The sequence below is a fragment of the Halorubrum sp. SD626R genome (genome assembly GCF_001261915.1).
In the GTDB taxonomy this organism is placed as follows: Archaea; Halobacteriota; Halobacteria; order Halobacteriales; family Haloferacaceae; genus Halorubrum.
Map to the genome: position 1 here is coordinate 1 of NZ_CVRT01000066.1, position 15,936 is coordinate 15,936.

Here is a 15,936-nt window from a genome sequence, read left to right on the forward strand (position 1 = left end):
CCGCTCGCGTCCTCCCCGTCTCCCCCGCTTTCCCCCTCACTCATCGTCCGCCTCCTGCCGGGTCCCCTCGTCCGTCTCGGCCGCCTCGCGGGCGGCCGCGATCAGGTCGGCGGCGCCCCGGTCCGCTAAGTCCGCCGCGAACGACTCGGCGGCCTTCGCGTGCGACCGGATCGGGAGGTCGCGGGTGTCGGCCACCTCCTCGGTGCCGTCGGTCGAGAGCACGCGGACGCGGGTGTGGACGTGCTCGCCCTGCACGAGCGCCGAGACGCCGATAGGCGCGACGCAGCCGCCGTTGAGCTCGCCGAGGATCGTCCGCTCGACGGTGACCGCCACCCGGGTCCGGGGGTGGTCGACCGCGGACCGCACGGCCTCGATCACGTCGGGGTCGGTCGCGGTCACCGCGATGGCGCCCTGGCCGGCCGCGGGGACGAACTCCTCGCGCGGGAGCCGGGCCGTCGGGACCTCGCGGAACAGGTCGGAGCGCCGGAGGCCCGCCTCCGCGAGGACGATGGCGTCGTACTCCGTCTCGACCTTCCGCTCCATCGCCGAGCGCTCTAAGTCGGAGAGGGAGTCGAACCACTCCTCAACGGTGGTCTCGAACTCCTCGTCGATCTCGGGCTCGTCACCGCTCTCGTCGTCCGCCGCGTCTCCGTCGCTCTCGCTCCCCTCGTCCGCCCCGCCCTCCTCGGCGGTCATCGCGCGCGCCTCGCCCGAGGCGATCAGCCGGCGCTCGTGTTCCGCCTGGAGGCCGGGCGCGAGCAGCTTCTCGATCCGGGTGTCGACGTTCCCCCGTAACGGTTCGACGACCAGGTCCGGGCGCGCGGTCTTGAGCTGGGCGGTCCGCCGGAGTGAGCCCGTCCCGACGACGGCGCCCTCGGGGAGGTCCGCGATCCCGAGCCCGTCGGGGTGGACGAGCACGTCGCCGGAGGGGGCGCGCTCGGGGACGCCGGCGACGACCATGTCGTCCATCCCCTCGGTCGGGACGTCCTTCAGCGAGTGGACGGCGAGGTCGGCGTCGCCGGCGAGCACCTCCTCGTCGAGCGACCGCACGAAGGCGCCGGTCTTCCCGAGCCGGTGGATCAGCTCGTCGGGGATCTGGTCGCCGCGGGTCTCGACGCGCCGGAGCTCCACGTCGCGTCGGCGGCTCGACAGCGCGTCGCGGACGGTCCCGGCCTGTCGGAGGGCCAGGTCCGACCCGCGCGTGGCAAGCCTGAGGGTCTCGGTCATACGCGGACGGAGGTCCCCCGCGTTCAAAAGGGCATTAGTTCGGGCGTGGGACCGGCACGCGGGCGAAACGCGCTATTCTGACGCGGTCGTTTATAAACGAACGCGGTGGCGCGCGCCTCCGAGCGGTCGTCAGAGACGACCGCGAGGAGCGCGTGCGAGGGACGCGGCGAGCGACGTGGGCGACCGAAGGGAGCCCCGAGCGAGGCGCGAGGCTGGGGAGGTGTGAGGTGCTGTGCGGTGCCGTGCGGGTGGGACTCAAAGGGGCAGCCGCGAGGGCGAAGGCGCGGGACGTAGGGACCGCAAGGAGCGAGCACCGCGAGCGACTGAGGACCGCAACGACCGCACCGAGCCCTCGCGGCTGGGGCTTTGGGGGTGCTCACCGTCGATTCAGTATCAATTATTTATAAGCGAGCGGCTGGGATTTTAACAGTGTTCGTCGGTGAGTCCCGGTCAACTGAGTATAGCCGAGGGTTCAAATCCGACGCCGCCGAACCCCGCAATATGTACGCGGTCGTCGGCTGCAACGAGTGCGCGGCCATGTGGCTCCTCGCCGACCCCCGAACCAGCGAGAGCGCGACCTGCCCGCGCTGCGGGAAGACGCACCGGACGGCGAAGCTCAAGCGCTTCTTCGAGTCGGAGGACCGCGAGGCGGCCCGGGAGGCCCGCGCCGCGCTGCTCGCGAAGAAGCGGGACGAGAGCGCGGCGTTCGCGGAGATCGACCACGTCTCGGAGCTCGAACGCGCCGTCGACGACGCCGGGATCGACGACCGGGAGTACCTCGAAGCGGGCGGGATCGACGCCGACGCCGTCGACGAGGCGGGCGCCCGCGCCGAGGGCGGCGGGTCGGCGTCCCGAACGCGCACGGAGGTCGTCCGGGACGCGGTCGAGGCCGCCGAGGAGCCGACCGAGGCGAACGTCGTCTCGCGCGCGAGCGAGCACGGGGTCCCCCCGGAAGCGGCCCGCGAGATCCTGACGAGGCTGACGCGGCGGGGCGAACTCTCCGAGTCGCGGGGACGGTACAGGGTGCTCTGAGCCGACGCCGGGAGTCCCGGAGTCGACAAAGCACTTATATCGCCGGTTTGACGTGCGGCGTATGGACACGCGATCTGCCCTCCTGGCGGCCGCGGCCGCGGTGCTCGTCGTGAGCGCGGTCGGGGTCGTCGCCGCGCCGGACGCCCTCGACGACCCCCGCGAGGAGAACGAGCGCCCCGGCGACCTCCGCGTCGCCGGCATCGTCGTGTCGCCGGGCGAGGTCCGCGGCGAGACGGCCGAACTCCGGCTCGGCGTCGACCTCAGACACCGCGGGTCGGCGGTCGAGAACGTCACCGTGCGTCACCGCGCGATCGGCGCCGACTCGGGGCTGCTCGTCGACGAGACGACGGTCGACGTCGGCACCGTCGACGGCGGCGGCGAGCGGACGATCAACGGCTCCGTCGACGTGGAGCGCGCGGGCGGCTATCGGATCGAGACGGCCGTCTTCGTCGACGGGGAGCGCGTCGAGACGGAGACGACCCGCGTCGGCGGCGTGGCCGCGCTCACGCCCGACTACGCCGACACGCGGGTCGGCTTCACCGAGGGGAACGTCTGGCCGACCGTCGCGGTGAGCGTGCGCGAGGCGGACAACACCACCGCGACGCTGTCGGTCTCCGTCTCCGTGACCAACCGCGGGGACACCGCCTCCGAGCCCCTCGACCTCCGGCTCCTGATGCGACAGGCCGAGTCGAACGTGATCGCCGACGAGGCCGCCGAGACCGTCGGGTCGGTCCGACCGGGACGGACCGACACGGTGACGATGCGGGTCGAGGTGCCCGCGAACTACAACTACTACGTGGACGCGGCGCTGTGGAGCGACGACGTGCTCATCGACGAGACGCAGGGCGTCGCCAACCTGAACCCCCGCGAGACGATCGACGCCGACGAGAGCGTCGAGGAGGTGGAGTTCTCCGTCGAGGACTTCGCGGGCGGCGACGACGCCGCCGGCGGCGCGGACGGCGCCGACGCCGGGGCGCCGCCCGGAGGAGACGGGAGCACCGAGGACGGCACGCCCGGGTTCGGGCCGGTCGTCGCGCTCGCCGCGCTCCTCGCCGCGGCGCTGTACGCGCGGAGGGAAGCATGACGGACGGCGAGCGTCCCGCCCCGGACGGGAAGGGACCGAACTCCGAACCTGACGACCGACCCGCCAGCGACCGCGACGACGACCGACCCGCGACACAACACATGACCGACACCGACACCGACGCCGACACGACCGCGACGGGCGAATCGACCGCGACGAGTGGACCGACCGCGACCGCCCGGACGGACGACGGCGACCCGAACCCGTCGACCGACGGGGGGATCGGCCGGCTCTCGACCGATCGCCTCCGGGGGATCCTCGATCGGGTCGGCCTCGCCGCGCTGGTCCTGCTCGCGCTGATCGCCGGCTGGGGGTTCTACAGCCAGACCGGGGCCGCGATCCGGACGTGGCTCGATCCGGCCTACCAGCCCATCGCGCTGGCGGCGTTCAACCTCGCGATACTCCTCGTCGCGCTCGCCGGGGTGGCCCACCAGCTCTCGCGCATCCGGGCGAGCGAGTAGGCGGGATCGCGGTGGGGCGCGGGGGCGGCGTCGCCGCTCTCACTCGTCGGGCAGGTCGTCCGTGCTGGCGGGGATCCGCTCCACCCGCCCCGCGAGCGTTGCCGCGTCGCCGGCGACCGCGGAGGGCTCGACGCCGGCCTGGTTCGAGACCAGTCGCACGTGCGCCGCGAGCAGCGCGAGCGCGCGGAGCCCCTCACCCTCGGGGTCGCCGTCGGCCCGCTGCGCGAACGTCGTGTCGACCTCGCCGTCGCGGACGACGCCGACGTGGACCGCCTCGATGTCGTCGCCGTCGAGCAGCTCGCGGACGCGGTCGAGCTCGGCGGCGAACGCCCCGTCGTCGGAAGAGGTCTCGTCGGGGGACGCGTCGTCGTCGGGAGAGGTTCCGTCGGCGGGCGCTGTGTCGTCGCTCATGGACCGACGTACGCCGAGCCGAGGCAAAAGCGCGGCGCTCGCCGGGACTGACTTGAGAGCCGCGAGCGGAAAAGGACGGAACCGCGCCGCGAGCGGCGCGTTACTCGTCGGGGCGCGGGCGGGCGATGAACAGCGCCTCTTCGAGCGTGAAGGGGTCGTACACCGACTGGTGACAGACGCAGTAGGTCCCGTTCTCGGCGTCGTAGCGGGCGGACTCCTCTAGCACCTTGTAGTCGGGGATACAGCAGAAGTGCGTACAGACGTTGAGGTACGCGATGAACCCCTGGTCGGTGGACGCCTGCAGCCACTCGTCGTCGGAGTTCGCGACGGCCTCCTCGATCCGCGGCGAGCGGATGACGATCGCGTTCAGGTTGGTCTCGGCGTCCTCGGAGCGCCACGTGACCGACGCCGGCTTGCCGACGCCGTCGTCGCCGATCCCGTTGCCCCACGTGTCGTAGTTCTGGAAGTCGTCGACGTGGATGCGCTCGCCCGCGTCGTACGTCTCGTCCTGCCAGTCGTACTTCCCGGGGGCGGCGCGGAACAGGTTGTCCGACTCGAAGTCGGGAGCGATGTTCTCTTGGGACTCGACGCCGCAGTACTGGAACCACTCGCCGGAGTAGGTCTTGCCGCCGAGGTCCTGCTGTGCGACCTGGATCTCCTGGCCCTCCTGCGTGACCGTCGTCGTCTCGGGCCAGATGCCCTCGATGTACCCGTCGTCGGTCACCTGAAGCGGAATCTGCGGGAGCCCGCGCGGCGCCGGACCGCCGGTCTTCGCGATCGTCGTCGCGACCGTCGCCCCGCCGCCGACCCCCCCAGCGGTCGTCAGCGTGTTCACGGTCGCCGACCCCATCGCCCCGACGCCCGCGAGGGCCGCGCCCCCCACGACGCCCTTGACGAAGCGCCGCCGGCCGGACTCGGCCGGATACTTGTCGGACTTACTCATACGCGTGGTTCGGGATGGATCGGTAAAAAGGGTGACGAACCGGCCACCGCGGCGGCCGATCGGCGTGTCCGACGCGGGAGCGACCCGCATGGGCGACCGATCGAACGAGGCCGGCGTCGAGCCTAACCCCTCGGAGCATGATCGATCGGGATGTTCACTCGGAAGCGAGGCAAACATTCGTCGGGACATCGCTTTTAACCCGCGGCGACGGGTGTAACTGTGGTATGGAGTTGCACAATCGAGACGTGCGGACGGACGTCAGGGAGCTCGGTGCGCTCGTGGGTGACGTCCTCGCCGCGCAGGCCTCCACGGAAGCGTACGAGACGGTGGAAGACCTCCGAAACGAGGCGATCCGGTACCGGCGCGGCGACGCGGAGAGCCGCGCCCGCCTCCACGAGTCGGTCGACGGGCTCTCGTCGAACCGCGAGGAGATCGTCGCCCGCGCGTTCACCACCTACTTCGAGCTGATCAACCTCGCCGAGGAGCGCGAGCGCGTCCGCGCCATCCGGAACGCCGACGACGAGGGCGCCCTCCACGACTCCTTCGAGGCGACGATCGCGGAGTTCGCCGAGCAGGGCGTCGAGGCTGACGAGCTGCGCGAGCTGTTGGAGGACGTCCTCATCGAGCCGACGTTCACCGCCCACCCGACCGAGGCGCGCCGCGCGACGGTGAAAGCGAAGCTGCGGTCCATCGCCAACCACCTGGAGGACCTCGACGAGCGCAACCTCACCGAGCGCGAGCGCAACGCGACCTGGCGCGACGTCACCGCCGAGGTGACGAGCCTCTGGGGCACCCGACAGGTGCGCCAGCGCCGCCCGGAGCCGGAAGACGAGGCGCGCAACGTCGGCTGGTACTTAGAGAACACGCTCTTCGACGTCGTCGGCGACGCCTACGAGGAGTTCGAGGAGACCATTTCGAGCGAGTACGACGACATCGACTGCCCGAAGCTGTTCGAGTTCCGGTCGTGGGCGGGGTCGGACCGCGACGGCAACCCCTTCGTCACGCCCGAGGTCACCGACGAGACGCTCGAACGGCAGCGGGCCGTCGCCGTCGAGAAGTACCGCGACCGGTGTAAGCGGCTCTCGGCCGTGTTGAGTCAGGACAGCGAGCGGTACGCGATCGACGACCGGCTCACCGAGTCGCTCGCGGCCGACGCGGAGCGATTCCCGACCGTCGTCAAGGAGGCCCGGGAGCGCTACCCCGACGAGCCGTACCGCCAGAAGCTCCGCCTGATGCGCGAGCGGCTCGACCGCGTCGACGACGTCCGCCCCGGCGAGTACGCCGACGGCGACGCGTTCCTCGCCGACCTCGACGTCATCGCCGAGTCGCTTCGGGCCGACGGGCAGGACGCGGTCCGCGAGTCGTTCGTCGAGCCGCTCCGCCGACAGGTGGACACGTTCGGGTTCACGCTCGCCTCGCTCGACCTCCGCGACCACCGCGAGAACCACACCGAGGCCGTCGCCGAGGCGGTCGCGAGCGAGGGCGTCGACTACCGCGGGATGGACGAGGACGCCCGCCAGGAGTTCCTCACGCAGGCCATCCTCCAAGACGACCCCGTCGTCGACCCCGACGAGCCCGGCGACGTCTCCGAGACGACCGAGCGCGTGTTAGAGCGGTTCAACGAGCTCGCCGGCTGGCAGGAGGAGTACGGCCAGCAGGCGATCGACACCTACTGCATCTCGATGACGGAGGAGCCGAGTCACGTGCTCGAAGTGCTCTTCCTCGCCGACCAGGTCGGCGCGGTCTCGCTTCCGGATCACTGCGGGCTCGACGTCGTCCCCTTGCTGGAGACCGAGTCCGCGCTCAACGGCGCCGAGCGCATCCTCGGGACGCTGTTCGACAACGAGGCGTACGGGGCCGCGCTGGAGAGCCGGGGCGACCTGCAGGAGGTGATGCTGGGCTACTCCGACTCCAACAAGGAGAACGGCTTCCTCGCCGCCAACTGGGACCTCTACGAGAACCAGCGCCGGATCGCGCGGTTCTGCCGCGAGGAGGACGTCACGCTCCGGCTGTTCCACGGCCGCGGCGGCTCCATCTCGCGCGGCGGCGGCCCGATGAACGAGGCGCTGCTCGCGCTGCCGAACGAGACCGTCACCGGCCAGGTGAAGTTCACCGAGCAGGGCGAGGCGATCGCCGAGAAGTACGCCAACCCCCGGATCGCCGAGCGCGAGCTCGAACAGATGCTCGACGCGCAGATCCGCGCCCGCCACGAGGCCAACGCGGAGCCCACCGAGGACGTCCCGGACGCCTGGGTCGACGCGATGGAGACGATGGCGCCCGCCGCGCGCGAGACGTACCGCGACCTGCTGAACACCGACGGGTTCGTCTCCTACTTCGGGCAGGCGACGCCCATCTCCGTCGTCGAGGACCTCAACCTCGGCTCGCGGCCCGCCTCACGCTCGGGCGAGCGCACCGTCGAGGACTTACGCGCCATCCCGTGGGTGTTCTCGTGGACCCAGACGCGGCTCATCCTGCCGGGCTGGTACTCGCTCGCCACCGGCATCGACGCCTACCTCGACGAGGTCGGCGAGGGGCCGGGGCTCGAAACGCTCCGCGAGATGTACGAGGAGTGGCCGTTCTTCCGCACCACCCTCGACAACGCCGGCCTCGCGCTCGCGCGCACCGAGCCGGAGATCGCCGCCGAGTACGCCGACCTCGCCGACGACGAGCTCCGCGAGCGCTTCTTCCCCGAGCTGATCGGGGAGTACGAGCGCGGCCGCGAGCTCGTCCTCGCGATCAGCGGCCGCGACCAGCTCCTCCGCCGGGAGTGGCTCGAAGAGAGCCTCGACCGACGAAACCCCTACGTCGACCCGCTGAACCTGCTGCAGGCGAACCTGCTCGGTCGCACCCACCGCACCGACGAGGAGGAGCGAACCCTCCGGCTCACCGTCAACGGCATCGCGGCCGGGATGAAGAACACGGGCTAGCGCACCGAGAGACCGACTGACGCCCCCGTTTTTCCTCACTCGAACCGACAGCCGCCGCGTCGCCGAACGGGTCGCGATGGCTGTGGGAGCGGTCGCCGCAGATCGACTTTTCGTATAGCGGTATTCGATATATAACGATGAATCCGGGACAAGGAGCACCGAGCACCGACGGTCGGGAGCGACGCTCTACGGTTAAAAACCGGGAATCGAGCGGCGAATGCGTCGAGAGAGCCGTCGCTCATCGGGAGCGGCAGAGTCAGAAAGCGGATCGGCGGTCTACGCGTAGCGTTCGAGTTCCGGGCGGTCGAGATCCTCGAAGACCTCGGTGGCGACCTCGGAGAGGAACGCCTCGCCCTCGTCGGAGACGCGGCGGCCCTCGCCGGCGGCGGTCGTGACGAGGCCGTCTTCTTCGAGGGCCTGCAGCGACGCGCGGATGAGCTTACGGGAGCCGGCCGAGTGGCGGCCGGGGCGGACGACGTAGCGGTTCGACCCGCGCTTCTTCGAGCCGTACTCGGTGGCGAGCCGCTCGATGCCGACGGGCTCGTTCTGGGCGACCTTCCGGAGCAGGCTGGCGGAGCGCACGTACCAGAAGTCCTCCTGTTCCGGCGGGAGCTCCTTGCCGGAGCCGCTCTTGGCGAACTCGACCCAGTCGGGCTCGTCGATCCGGTCCTCGAGTCGCGCGGCGACCTCCTCGATGAGGGCGTCCGCCGGCACGTCGTAGATGGTTACCATTGAGTACCGATTCACCCTAGCGTCGTTTAAAACCATCGTATCGAGAGAGCCCCGTGGGAGCCGTTTTCACGGGGTTACGGCCCTCTACCGCGGCCTCGGGCGACGAGATGCGGGTCGACTGCGGCCGAGACGCGCTACTCGACGTACTCGTACTTGCGCTCGTTCATCCGGCCCCAACCGGTGAAGACGAACTCCCCGTCGGGTTGGGTGAACTCCTCGATCTCGCGTTCCACGTCCATGTCGTACTCGTGGACGTCGTGGACGTCTTCGTACTCCTCCCACGCGAGGTCGTAGCGGGCCGCGAGCTGGTCGTCGATGTCGAGCCCCTCGATCTCCGCGCGCCACCCCTCGCGGATCGTCTCCGCGTGGATCTCCGCCTGGGCGCCGGAGCCGTACGAGGCGACGAGCAGCGTCTCGCCGACGAACGACCGGTCGCGCGTCAGGGCGTCGCGCAGCGCGCTGACGCGGGCGATGTGGACCGAGCTCGTGTACCAGTTGCCGACCTCCCGAGAGAGCCCCAGCGTCGGCTCGACGGCGGTGTCGTACCACGTCTGGTACTGTTCGGTGGTCTTCAGCTCGTCCATGTAGTCGCTGATGGCCGCCTCGTACGACTCCCGGTCGGCGAAGTCGTCCTCGCGGGGCTGTCGGCCGATCTCGTCGGCGAGTTCGTCCTCGTACTCCGTGTCGCGGATGACGTGCCGGTACGCGAGCAGGGCCGCCTTCCGGACCATCCCCGGGAACGGCGTGTGGAACGGGGCGTACGCGAAGTCATCGAGCGAGATGTCGTCGGTGACCGACTCGTAGTCCTCCAGCGCCTCCCGCATCCGGGCGAGGTACACCTGCACGGAGCGCTTCCCGTCGACGCTCGGGAACTGCTGGTTCGGCTTCAGGAAGTCCGTCTCGTCCTTCGAGCCGTACCCCTGTTCCGTCGAGAGCGCGACGAGCGACGGGTCCTCGTCGATCAGCATCGCGACGGCGCCGGCGCCCTGCGTCGCCTCGCCGGGGTCGCCGCGGGCGTACAGCGCGGTGTCCGTCGTGATCACGAGCGCGGCGCGGTCGCGGTTCCGCCCGGCCCGGATCCAGTTGTACGCGTCGTCGATCGCCTGCGTCCCCGCCAAGCAGGCGAACTTGCGCTCGCCCTTGTTGGCGTGGGTGAAGTCGCCGTCGTACACCTGCTCCAGACAGCCCGCGATGTACGTCGACACCGGCTTCGAGTGGTCGAACGCCGACTCAGTGGCGACGTCGATCCGGCCGATATCGGAGGGTTCGAGCCCCTTGCGGTCCATCAGCCCCTTCGCGGCGTTCGCGCCCATCGTGACGATGTCCTCGTACACGTCCGGGAACGAGGAGTTGTTGAGCCCGAGCCCCTTCGTGTACTTCTTCGGATCGTCGCCCTTCTCCGGGGCAAACGTGCCCGGCAAGTCGAGCTTGAGCTTCCCGGTCCAGATCTCGACGGCGTCGATGCCGACTTCGGTCATGCACGGTCGTTCATGCGGCCGGCATATGGGTGTGTCGATGGTGGTTTACGTCGATTGTGGTACTTCACGTCGGTCAAATGCCTGCGCATTGTGAGGCTATGCGACAGTACATTCTTGGACTGTACCTCCGTTGATGTTGTTGCCAATTTGATTGCGACTGTCCAAATAGATTGTTCCAGATACATCAACATTATTACTCGTGGAGGATCCCGGAAGTAGGTAAAAGTCGTCACCGTCATTCACGTTTCCACTTAATTGTGCATTTTCTCCGAGCACAATATCACCCGATGCGCCGATATTCACGCTGACAGTAGCATCGTCTCCTATAAACACAGCACCAGGGTTATTGATATTCCTGCTAACGGCGACACCATCTTCAATGACAACAGTGTCGCCATTCGCGTTGATATTATTGCTGGGGCTGCTAGATATGTATATAACACCAGCCTCCCCTTGAGCGGGAGGAGATGGTGGAACGGGACAGTCAGTCCAGACATTGTTACTGGTGCTGCCATCGCTATCGTCACCCCTCCCACCGACTGCAGCTTCAGAATTTTGTTTCGGGTCGTTTGGGGCTTCCTGTACCCCAACTGTATCGACAGTCAAGTTAGCAGTAGACGTGCTGAGCGTCAAGTTGTAGATGTTCGAGTTGTCGATACTAAGATCGGCACCTGTGTCCGTTACGCTATCATAGGCAGCACTATCGGTTAGATCGGTTTTGCTCTCCCAGTCGCTCTCATTCAACCGCGTCGGAATCGTGACTGTAAGATCATCTCCTTCAGGGAGCGTCTCAGAGATATTCTCTGCTGGGCGGAGTTCAATTGTCACCCGGCCAGTCCCGCTTCGCCGAAATTCATTCTGGAGGGCGATGATCCGTACTGTCTCGTCGGAATCAACGAGTTCTTGATCTTCAATCACCGCGACTCCACCTCCCTCGTCACGGGCGTCGACGTAGAGCACGGAAGCGTCGTACCACGTCGGGGACTGATCGATCTCGTTGTAGCCCGGCCGGTACTGGATGAATCGCGTCGGAATCGTCACAGTCCCCTCGGGCGTGCCGCTCCCGTTCGAGATCGTGATCGGATACGACTCAGTCGTCCGTATCGTCCCGGCCGGCGCTGGCGGATTGATCGCGAATAGGCGAGTCGAATAGCTGGTCCCCAGCCGGACCGTCTGATACTGCGGTCGATCGGTGCTTCCCGCCTGCAGAATCCCAGCCCTTAGCTCAACGAGGTCGTTCCGTACCTCCTCGAAGTGCTGGAATTCGACCTGCGCGTTCTGCTGCGGCACGATCTGTACCTGATACAGCGAGAGCGCGAGGATCAGGAACCCGAACAGGATCACGGTCCCGATCACGACCGACTGGCCCCGACGGTCGCGACTGAAGCGCATTGTGAGACATCGACGCCGGACGGGTATAAAATCCTCTGTCCACCGTCTCAGTCGCGATAACCGACCGGCGACGCGATTGGGCGCGGTTCGTCGTCCCGGTTCAGTTGCTCCCGTCCGTGTCCCGCCGCGCCGTCAACTACACCGACCCGACGGCCGCGGAGCCCGCGAATCCACCGATACGGCCTGCGTCCAGTTGAAGCCGAGGAGCGTTCCGGCGAGCGGCGTGACGAGGAGGAACGTGACGGCCGAGGCTCGGCGGGGTCAGGCGTCGTCCGAGTCGCCCACGCCCGAGGCCGGCGCTGCCGGGCGAGAAACCGGGCGATTGGCCGAGCGTTGCGAATCGATCGAGACCCGGATTGCGAGGAGCTTACCCGGTCAATAAATTGTATACCGCGATATCAAATCCGTTTCGCGTCGCCACCCCCGCCCTCCGACCGGTCCGTTTTTGCGCGCGGCGCGTGGACCCGCTCGCATGGCGAAACAGCCGCACCTGCTGGTCGAGGAGGGCGACGTCCACGAGATCGCGGTCATCCCGGGCGATCCGGGACGTGTCGATCGGATCGCGGACCTCTGTGACGAGAGCGAGCTCGTCGCGCAGAACCGGGAGTACAAGGTCGTCAACGCGAGCTACGAGGGGATCGACCTCACGATCTGCTCGACCGGGATCGGCTGCCCGTCGGCCGCGATCGCGGTCGAAGAACTCTCGCGGGTCGGCGTCGAGACGTTCCTCCGGTGTGGCACCTGCGGCGCGCTGCAGGCCGAGATGGAGGTCGGCGACATGGTGGTCGCGACGGGCGCGGCCAAGGAGGAGGGGACGAGCAAGCGCTACGAAGACGAAGTGTACCCCGCGGTCCCGGACTACGACGCGCTCCGCGAGCTCGTCGACGCCGCGGAGGAGAACGGCGAGGACGTCCACGTCGGCCCGATCGTCTCCGACGACGCGTTCTACAACGAGAGCGACGCGTACGTCGACGACTGGAACGACGCGAACCTGCTCGCGATCGAGATGGAGGCCGCGACCGTCTTCGCGCTGGCGCGCCGCAAGGGGCTGCGGGCCGGCGCGATCTGCACCGTCGACGGCAACCTCGTCGCGGGCACGCAGAAGGGCGCGGACTCGGACGACGAGCTGCCGGAGAAGGCCAAGGACAACGTCGAACGCGCGATCCGGATCACGCTGAACGCGGTCACCGCGCTGTAGTCGGAGCTCGGGGTCGGGTCGGCCCTCGTCGCCGCCCGCTACTCGTCTTCCGCCCGGAACTCCACCAGCGTCAGGTCCCGGTCGAGCGCGCAGGTGTCGTGGGGGGGCTCGCCGAGCACCTGATCGATCACGCGCTCGTCGTCGAAGTCGGCCCCGTCGGGGACGCAGTACCCGTGACTCGGGCACTCGGTGTGGGGGCACGGGCCGGCGAGCGAGACGCGGCTCCCCGCGTACGCCTGCTTCGACGAGACGTTCGCGGGGACCGGCGCGGGCTCGACCTCGACCGCCCGGACGCCGGCGTCGTGGACGGCGCAGTCGAGGACCTGCGCGTTCTCGCGGATCCCCGTCACGCGGTAGCGGGTCCCCTCGGAGAGGTTGAGACACTGGCCCCGGTAGGGGCACCCCTCGCAGTCGGGCGACTCCCCCTCGTAGACGAACTCGCGTCCCGTGTCCGCGAGCCGCGTGCCGATGAGCGTGACCGTGGTCATGGGTGACACGACGCTCCGCGCCGCCGTAAGCCTCCCGCCTCGCGGGGCGAGTCGGAGCCGGTCGCCCGAACGACGGGCTGCAAACGGGAGGGTAAGACACATACCCGCCCCCCGGCAACGACGACCGAACGAATGATCGCGGGGCTCGCGCGGGAGGCGAAACGGGAGGCCGAGGCGACGAACGAGCGGCGCGTCCTCGTGCTGGCCGGCGACCGCGACCGCGGGATCGACGCGGCCTACACCGCGATCGAGGCGGTCGGCGGCGGGAGCGACGGCCGGTCGACCGCCGTCGTCTCGACCCGCGAGGGGTTCCGGTTCGAGGAGCACCGTCCGCGGAACGCGGACGAGCTGCTGGGGCGTACCCGCGGAGTCGTCGTCCTCGACTGCCACGAGCGGTTCGTTCCGAACGCGCTCGGGCAGTGCGTCGGCGCGGTCGACGGCGGCGGCCTCCTCGTCCTCCTGACGCCCCCGCTGGACGACTGGCCGTCGGTCCGCGACCGCTTCGACGACTCGCTCGCGGTCCCGCCGTACGCGATCGGCGACGTGACCGGCCGGTTCCGAGAGCGGTTCGTCGACACGCTGCGCGCGCACTCGGGGATCGAGATCGTCTCGCTCGGCGCGGACGGGCCCGAGGGCGATGTCGTCGAGCGCGACGGGCTCACGGGGGAAGCGGGGGAGGAAGAAGAGGCGACGGGAGGCGCCGAGTCGGGGAGCGAACCGACCGTCCCGCCGAACGCGACGTTCCCCGCGGCGGCGTACGAGGCGTGCCTCACGGCCGATCAGGCCCGGGCGGTGCGGGCTTTCGAGTCGCTCGCGGCCCCCGGGAACGCGGTCGTCGTCGAGGCGGACCGGGGGCGCGGGAAGTCGAGCGCGGCGGGGCTCGCGGCGGGGGCGCTCGCGCTCGCCGGCGCCGACGTGCTCGTCACCGCGCCGGCGTTCCGCAACGCCGCGGAGGTATTCGCGCGGGCGAGAGAGCTGATCGAGTCGGATCCCGGGGAGACGGTCGCGGACGACGCGGATCGCCGGATCGAGACCCCGAGCGGCGGCCGCGTGCGTTACCTGCCGCCGGCCGAGACCGCGGAGCTGCCGGGCGATCCCGACGTCGCGATCGCCGACGAGGCGGCCGCGCTCCCGGTGCGGCTGCTGGAGGGGTTCCTCGACGGGTCCCTCTCGGTCGCGTTCTGCACGACCGTCCACGGCTACGAGGGGGCCGGCCGCGGGTTCGCGATCCGATTCCGCGAGCGCCTGCTCGACGGGCCGCTCGCGGTGCGAGACGTCCGGCTCGACGAGCCGATCCGGTACGCGCGGAACGACCCGATCGAGGCGTGGGCGTCGCGGGCGCTCCTGCTCGACGCGCGGCCCGCGGTCGACGAGGCGATCGCGGGGGCGACGGTCGACGAGGCGACCTACCGCGCGCTCGCCCCCGACGACCTGGTCGCGGACGAGGCCTTGCTCGGCGAGGCGTTCGGGCTGCTCGTCGCCGCCCACTACCGCACCGAGCCGAACGACCTCGCGCGGCTGCTGGACGCTCCGAACCTCACCGCGCGGGCGCTCGTCGCCGAGGGACGAGTCGTCGCCGTCGCGCTGCTCGCGCGCGAGGGCGGGCTCGACGCCGAGACGCGCCGGGCGATGTACGAGGGCGAGCGCGTCCGCGGCAACATGGTACCGGACGTGCTCACGAGCCAGCTCCGCGACGAGGAGGCCGCCGAGCCGCGCGGGCTCCGGACCGTCCGGATCGCGACCCACCCCGCCGTCAGGGACGGGGGGTTCGGCTCCCGGCTGCTCGACGAGGTCCACGCCGAGTTCGGCGCGGAGGTCGACTACTTCTCGGTCGGCTACGGCGCGACGCCGCGTCTCCTCCGGTTCTGGGACCGGGCGGGTTACCGGATCGTCCACCTCTCGACCTCCCGCAACGACGCCTCCGGCGAGCACTCCGCGATCATGCTGCGGCCCGCGGGCGGCGCCGGACGCGACCTCCTCGCCCGCCACGCCGTCGCGTTTCGGGACCGCGAGCGCGACGGGCTCTCGGACGCCCACCGCGACGTCGACCCCGACGTGGTCGCCGGGGCGCTCCGCGCCTGCTCGGCGTCGGTCCCCCTCGACCTGACCGAGACCGAGTGGCGCTCCGTCGTCGGCGCGTCGTTCGGCCCGGGGATGTACGACAGCGCGCCGGGCGCGTTTCGCGACCTCGCGATGGCGACGCTGATCGAGGGGAGCGACCTCGACGGGCGTGAAGAGCGACTGCTCGTGCGGAAAGTCCTCCAGGGCCGACCGTGGGAGTCGGTCGCCGACGAGCTCGGCTTCGTCTCGACGAGCGCGTGTATGCGCGCGCTCGGCGACGCGTACAAGCCCCTCGTCGAGCGGTACGGCACCGAGTTCGCGCTCCGAGAGCGGGAGCGATTTATCAACGAGTGACGGGACCGCGGCCAGTATTGATAAACGAATCGCGGCGGCGCGCGCCTCCGGGCAGCCGCCCTCGGCGGCTGCGAGGAGCGCCGCGCGAGGGAGTCGGTCGTCCGAAGCGAAGCGAGGGCGACCGACGAGGCTGGGGAGGTGCGAGGGC

The 15,936-nt window shown here is 69.7% G+C and carries 13 protein-coding genes; 6 read left to right on the forward strand and 7 right to left on the reverse strand.

From position 1 onward, the window contains the following. Nucleotides 1–36: 36 nt before the first annotated feature. On the reverse strand, nt 37–1,227 hold the full coding sequence (hemC, locus tag SD626R_RS06505; RefSeq protein ID WP_092564937.1) for a hydroxymethylbilane synthase: 1,191 nt from the start codon (nt 1,225–1,227) through the stop codon (nt 37–39). Between the two features lie 501 nt (nt 1,228–1,728). Between hemC and SD626R_RS06510 the strand changes: the two genes are divergently transcribed. From SD626R_RS06510 to SD626R_RS06520, 3 genes are all read left to right on the forward strand, one after another. Continuing rightward, the gene (locus SD626R_RS06510) at nt 1,729–2,259 is read left to right on the forward strand and encodes a DUF5817 domain-containing protein (protein ID WP_092564938.1); all 531 of its coding nucleotides are present in this window, start codon (nt 1,729–1,731) and stop codon (nt 2,257–2,259) included. A 61-nt stretch (nt 2,260–2,320) separates the two neighbouring features. Further along, nucleotides 2,321–3,343, forward strand: coding sequence for a DUF7490 domain-containing protein (locus SD626R_RS06515; RefSeq protein WP_092564939.1), 1,023 nt, complete (start codon nt 2,321–2,323; stop codon nt 3,341–3,343). Next, nucleotides 3,340–3,804 carry a DUF8060 family membrane protein gene (locus tag SD626R_RS06520; RefSeq protein WP_092564940.1) on the forward strand — a complete coding sequence of 155 codons (465 nt, stop codon included), beginning with the start codon at nt 3,340–3,342 and terminating at the stop codon, nt 3,802–3,804. The genes SD626R_RS06515 and SD626R_RS06520 overlap by 4 nt, the downstream gene beginning before the upstream one ends. Nucleotides 3,805–3,843: 39 nt before the next feature. Here SD626R_RS06520 and SD626R_RS06525 read toward each other — a convergent pair whose 3' ends face one another. Both SD626R_RS06525 and SD626R_RS06530 read right to left on the reverse strand, forming a co-directional pair. Then, nucleotides 3,844–4,215, reverse strand: a complete 372-nt coding sequence (locus SD626R_RS06525) for a DUF8113 family protein (protein WP_092564941.1) — start codon at nt 4,213–4,215, stop codon at nt 3,844–3,846. A gap of 100 nt (nt 4,216–4,315) precedes the next feature. Then, nucleotides 4,316–5,158, reverse strand: coding sequence for a cytochrome B (locus tag SD626R_RS06530; protein WP_092564942.1), 843 nt, complete (start codon nt 5,156–5,158; stop codon nt 4,316–4,318). Between the two features lie 224 nt (nt 5,159–5,382). Between SD626R_RS06530 and ppc the strand changes: the two genes are divergently transcribed. Next, a complete protein-coding gene (gene ppc, locus SD626R_RS06535; RefSeq protein ID WP_092564943.1) occupies nt 5,383–8,085 on the forward strand; it encodes a phosphoenolpyruvate carboxylase in 2,703 nt (900 codons plus the stop codon). A gap of 276 nt (nt 8,086–8,361) precedes the next feature. On the opposite strand, the gene SD626R_RS06540 is transcribed toward ppc, so the two are convergent. The 3 genes from SD626R_RS06540 to SD626R_RS16355 all read right to left on the reverse strand — a co-directional run bounded on the left by SD626R_RS06540 (nt 8,362) and on the right by SD626R_RS16355 (nt 11,687). Further along, entirely contained in the window at nt 8,362–8,817 is a 456-nt protein-coding gene (locus SD626R_RS06540) for a 30S ribosomal protein S19e (RefSeq protein ID WP_092564944.1), read from the reverse strand. 134 nt (nt 8,818–8,951) lie between these two features. After that, nucleotides 8,952–10,295 (reverse strand): hydroxymethylglutaryl-CoA synthase, encoded by a 1,344-nt coding sequence (gene hmgB / locus SD626R_RS06545; protein WP_092564945.1) that lies wholly within the window; start codon nt 10,293–10,295, stop codon nt 8,952–8,954. 96 nt (nt 10,296–10,391) lie between these two features. Next, on the reverse strand, nt 10,392–11,687 hold the full coding sequence (locus SD626R_RS16355; protein WP_137782864.1) for a hypothetical protein: 1,296 nt from the start codon (nt 11,685–11,687) through the stop codon (nt 10,392–10,394). Between the two features lie 472 nt (nt 11,688–12,159). On the opposite strand from SD626R_RS16355, the gene SD626R_RS06550 reads away from it, so the two are divergent. Next, nucleotides 12,160–12,885, forward strand: a complete 726-nt coding sequence (locus SD626R_RS06550; RefSeq protein ID WP_092564946.1) for a nucleoside phosphorylase — start codon at nt 12,160–12,162, stop codon at nt 12,883–12,885. A gap of 38 nt (nt 12,886–12,923) precedes the next feature. Here SD626R_RS06550 and SD626R_RS06555 read toward each other — a convergent pair whose 3' ends face one another. After that, nucleotides 12,924–13,373 carry a UPF0179 family protein gene (locus SD626R_RS06555; protein WP_092564947.1) on the reverse strand — a complete coding sequence of 150 codons (450 nt, stop codon included), beginning with the start codon at nt 13,371–13,373 and terminating at the stop codon, nt 12,924–12,926. Nucleotides 13,374–13,505: 132 nt separating this feature from the next. On the opposite strand from SD626R_RS06555, the gene tmcA reads away from it, so the two are divergent. Further along, nucleotides 13,506–15,788, forward strand: coding sequence for a tRNA(Met) cytidine acetyltransferase TmcA (tmcA, locus tag SD626R_RS06560; protein ID WP_092564948.1), 2,283 nt, complete (start codon nt 13,506–13,508; stop codon nt 15,786–15,788). The last annotated feature ends 148 nt before the right edge of the window (nt 15,789–15,936 follow it).

What these genes read in the sequence shown, in the direction of transcription:
- hemC (WP_092564937.1), bottom strand. Translation starts at nt 1,227, where the DNA reads ATGACCGAGACCCTCAGGCTTGCCACGCGCGGGTCGGACCTGGCCCTC.
- SD626R_RS06510 (WP_092564938.1), top strand. Translation starts at nt 1,729, where the DNA reads ATGTACGCGGTCGTCGGCTGCAACGAGTGCGCGGCCATGTGGCTCCTC.
- SD626R_RS06515 (WP_092564939.1), top strand. Translation starts at nt 2,321, where the DNA reads ATGGACACGCGATCTGCCCTCCTGGCGGCCGCGGCCGCGGTGCTCGTC.
- SD626R_RS06520 (WP_092564940.1), top strand. Translation starts at nt 3,340, where the DNA reads ATGACGGACGGCGAGCGTCCCGCCCCGGACGGGAAGGGACCGAACTCC.
- SD626R_RS06525 (WP_092564941.1), bottom strand. Translation starts at nt 4,215, where the DNA reads ATGAGCGACGACACAGCGCCCGCCGACGGAACCTCTCCCGACGACGAC.
- SD626R_RS06530 (WP_092564942.1), bottom strand. Translation starts at nt 5,158, where the DNA reads ATGAGTAAGTCCGACAAGTATCCGGCCGAGTCCGGCCGGCGGCGCTTC.
- ppc (WP_092564943.1), top strand. Translation starts at nt 5,383, where the DNA reads ATGGAGTTGCACAATCGAGACGTGCGGACGGACGTCAGGGAGCTCGGT.
- SD626R_RS06540 (WP_092564944.1), bottom strand. Translation starts at nt 8,817, where the DNA reads ATGGTAACCATCTACGACGTGCCGGCGGACGCCCTCATCGAGGAGGTC.
- hmgB (WP_092564945.1), bottom strand. Translation starts at nt 10,295, where the DNA reads ATGACCGAAGTCGGCATCGACGCCGTCGAGATCTGGACCGGGAAGCTC.
- SD626R_RS16355 (WP_137782864.1), bottom strand. Translation starts at nt 11,687, where the DNA reads ATGCGCTTCAGTCGCGACCGTCGGGGCCAGTCGGTCGTGATCGGGACC.
- SD626R_RS06550 (WP_092564946.1), top strand. Translation starts at nt 12,160, where the DNA reads ATGGCGAAACAGCCGCACCTGCTGGTCGAGGAGGGCGACGTCCACGAG.
- SD626R_RS06555 (WP_092564947.1), bottom strand. Translation starts at nt 13,373, where the DNA reads ATGACCACGGTCACGCTCATCGGCACGCGGCTCGCGGACACGGGACGC.
- tmcA (WP_092564948.1), top strand. Translation starts at nt 13,506, where the DNA reads ATGATCGCGGGGCTCGCGCGGGAGGCGAAACGGGAGGCCGAGGCGACG.